The following is a 2956-nucleotide window of genomic DNA, read 5'->3' on the forward strand; positions in this document are numbered from 1 at the left end:
TGGCGGCGGCGCGTCCTTGCCGAAAAAATGCGGAAGGCGCTTGACATTTGCCGTGCAATAGGGCAAATATGCCTTTCTCTTTTTGGAGGTTGATATCATGTACGCGATTATCGAAACCGGCGGAAAACAGTACCGCGTTGAAGAAGGTTCCAAGATCGTTGTGGAAAAGCTCGCGGCGCAGGCCGGAAGCGAAATTTCCCTGGACAAGGTGCTGATGGTCGGCGGCGCCGAATGCAAAGTCGGCGCTCCCTATCTTGCCGGGGCCGCTGTTACGGCGGAAGTGGTGGATCACGGGCGCGGCCCCAAGATCAAAGTGTTCAAGCGCTGGCGCCGCAACGACTCGCGCAAGATGCGCGGTCATCGTCAGGACTTCACCACCATTCGCGTCAAGAGCATCAACGGCTAGAACCTTTTAAGGGTTCTGGCGGGCGTGAGGGCGAACGCCCGATGTCCGGATGTGCGGGTTCCATACGGAGCCGGTTTGTCCGGTTGAGCGAAAAATTTACTCGCCCAGGCTGAGCTTCAGGGTTCAGCGCACCAGGGAGGCTATTATGGCTCAAAAGAAAGCAGGCGGCTCTTCGCGTAACGGCCGCGACAGTGTAGGCCAGAGGCGCGGCGTTAAACGTTTCGGCGGCCAGCGTGTTCTTGCCGGCAATATTCTGGTGCGCCAGTTGGGCACCACTGTGCACCCCGGCGTCAACGTGGGCATGGGCAGGGATTTTACCCTGTTCGCCAAGATTGATGGCGTGGTGCGCTTTGAAAAGTATATCCGCAAGCGCCGCGTGCTTACGCGCGTGCATGTGGAGGCGGCCGCCAGCTAGCGCGGCCGCGTGGGATTTGTTTATAAGGGAAGGGGCCGCAAGGCTTCTTCCCTTTCGGTGTTTGTGCGTTGCAAAATACGCCGACGCGAACATGCCGGGGCGCATGCTTTGTGACGGGCCGTCGGGCCTTTGAGGCTTTTTGTTCGGGCATGCGTTTTGGGTCCTGTTTGCTGTGGTCCGGGTTGCCCTGTTGCGGTCAGCCCGGTTCCGATTGGGACAGGCGCGGGCTGCTCAGATTCTGCCCGCTGAGGTCCGGTGTTTGGTTCAGGATATGGTTCGGTTTATGGCAGATCGGCCGATCAGGCCAGGCGTGGGCTGCACCGGTGCTTGCAGCGTTTTTTGAAACTGCTTCGGTGGCTGCGCATGTAGGCGTCTGCTGCGGCTGTTGCCGGAGGCTGATTGCAGGTGGGAGCACTCGCATGTGCGCCGTAAAGTGCTGCGAAAGCGCTGCAAAACCACTGACAAGCGTATAGAGCGCGCTGGTGCACGTTGAGAATATATTTTCTCAAAGGCAGCATGCTTTTGTGCGCACATGCGGTGAACGCCATAGCGGTGAACGCCAGACCGGCTGCCGCACTCGCGGGATTTGTCCCGATGTGCGGATTTTTTCCTGCGCCGCAGAACTGCTGCGCGAGGCGTGTTTCTCCGCATGCGTGAAAGGGGCAGGCCTGTCGTGTGCAGGTAGAGTGCGGTGCTGCCCCACCGGGCATTTGGGGATGTTGACGCGCGGGGTGGGCGTTTGCCCCGGCCGCCGTGCGGGCAGGGCAAAAACAGCTTGAGAAACAAGCCCGTGAGCATCGGGCAGAGGATATTACATGAAATTTGTGGATGAAGCCAGAATTCAGGTGCGCGCCGGTAAAGGCGGACATGGCTGCCTGTCGTTCCGGCGTGAAAAATTTGTGCCTCGCGGCGGCCCGGACGGCGGCAACGGGGGCGATGGCGGCTCTGTGTACCTCAGGGCAGACAACCGTCTGCTTTCACTGTACGATTTTCGGCTCAAGCGTCTGTATGAGGCGCAGAACGGTCGCCCTGGCGAAGGCAGCCAGTGCGATGGCCGCAAGGGCGAGAATCTGGTTCTGAACCTGCCTGTGGGAACGCTGGTATACGCTGAAGGCCCGGAAGGCGAGGTGCTGGTGGCCGACCTGAGCGAGCCGGACACGGAAGTGCTGGTGGCGAGCGGCGGCCGGGGGGGCAAGGGAAATGAGCATTTCAAGTCTTCCACCATGCGCGCGCCGCGTTTTTCGCAGCCCGGCGAACCTGGTGAGGAGTTCAGTCTGCGGCTTGAGCTGAAAATTTTAGCGGATGCCGGTCTTATCGGCTTGCCCAACGCCGGAAAGTCCACTTTTATTTCGCAGGTTTCGGCCGCGCGGCCCAAGATTGCGGCCTATCCCTTCACCACGCTCACACCCAACCTGGGCGTGATGATTGATGAGGCAGACCCGGACAAGCGCATGGTTATCGCCGACATTCCGGGCCTTATTGAAGGGGCGCACGAGGGCCTTGGCCTTGGCCTGCGTTTTCTCAAGCATGTGGAGCGCACACGTTTTCTCGTGCACATTCTCAGCATCGAGGATGTGGGCGATGAAGACCCCTGGGCGGGCTTCACCCTGGTCAATGAGGAATTGCGCCGTTTCGACGAGGAACTGGGCGAACGCAAGCAGATCGAGGTGGTAAACAAGATCGACCTCGCAAGCCCTGAAAGGTTGGAAGCTCTGAAAGAGCGGGCCAGGGCTGACGGGCGTCAGGTCTACTTTATTTCGGCCCGTGATGGTCTGGGACTTGAGCCTCTTGTGCAGGAGCTTTGGCAGGTGTGCGAGAGCACCGCGCGCAATGAACCGATTGTGCGTCTGGAAGGCCCCACCGAGGTGGAAGAAGAGGAATTTCCCGAAATTGAAGTTATCTATACCCGCGAATAGCGGGTTGTGGAGCGGATATGAGCAGGCAGCGCCCACTTGGTACGGCGGCCGAAGCCGAACAGCCGGAGCAGTGCGACAAGTGTCATTCTGAAGAAGAGCGGTCTGAAACCTGGCAGCAGGAGCGCGCGCGCGTTCTGGCTCAGGCGAGGGTGATTGTGGTCAAGGTGGGCAGCGCCGTGCTGACGGACGCCACCGGCTTGAGCAGTCCCGTGCTTGCGG

General features: G+C 60.0%; 3 protein-coding genes and 1 pseudogene. All 4 read left to right on the forward strand.

Features of this window, described 5'->3' with window-relative positions:
- Window positions 1–97: 97 nt before the first annotated feature.
- Window positions 98–406 carry a 50S ribosomal protein L21 gene (gene rplU / locus V6C07_RS04900; RefSeq protein WP_015939251.1) on the forward strand — a complete coding sequence of 103 codons (309 nt, stop codon included), beginning with the start codon at window positions 98–100 and terminating at the stop codon, window positions 404–406.
- Between the two features lie 145 nt (window positions 407–551).
- The gene (gene rpmA, locus V6C07_RS04905) at window positions 552–821 is read left to right on the forward strand and encodes a 50S ribosomal protein L27 (RefSeq protein ID WP_015939250.1); all 270 of its coding nucleotides are present in this window, start codon (window positions 552–554) and stop codon (window positions 819–821) included.
- Between the two features lie 815 nt (window positions 822–1636).
- Window positions 1637–2737, forward strand: coding sequence for a GTPase ObgE (gene obgE, locus V6C07_RS04910; RefSeq protein WP_333535249.1), 1101 nt, complete (start codon window positions 1637–1639; stop codon window positions 2735–2737).
- Between the two features lie 17 nt (window positions 2738–2754).
- Window positions 2755–2956: pseudogene (locus V6C07_RS04915) on the forward strand (glutamate 5-kinase); the annotation flags it as partial.

The sequence above is a fragment of the Desulfovibrio sp. 1214_IL3152 genome (assembly GCF_036763055.1).
Taxonomy (GTDB): domain Bacteria; phylum Desulfobacterota; class Desulfovibrionia; order Desulfovibrionales; family Desulfovibrionaceae; genus Desulfovibrio.

Coding starts and splice junctions, on each gene's coding strand:
- rplU (WP_015939251.1), top strand. CDS start 98: ATGTACGCGATTATCGAAACCGGCGGAAAACAGTACCGCGTTGAAGAA.
- rpmA (WP_015939250.1), top strand. CDS start 552: ATGGCTCAAAAGAAAGCAGGCGGCTCTTCGCGTAACGGCCGCGACAGT.
- obgE (WP_333535249.1), top strand. CDS start 1,637: ATGAAATTTGTGGATGAAGCCAGAATTCAGGTGCGCGCCGGTAAAGGC.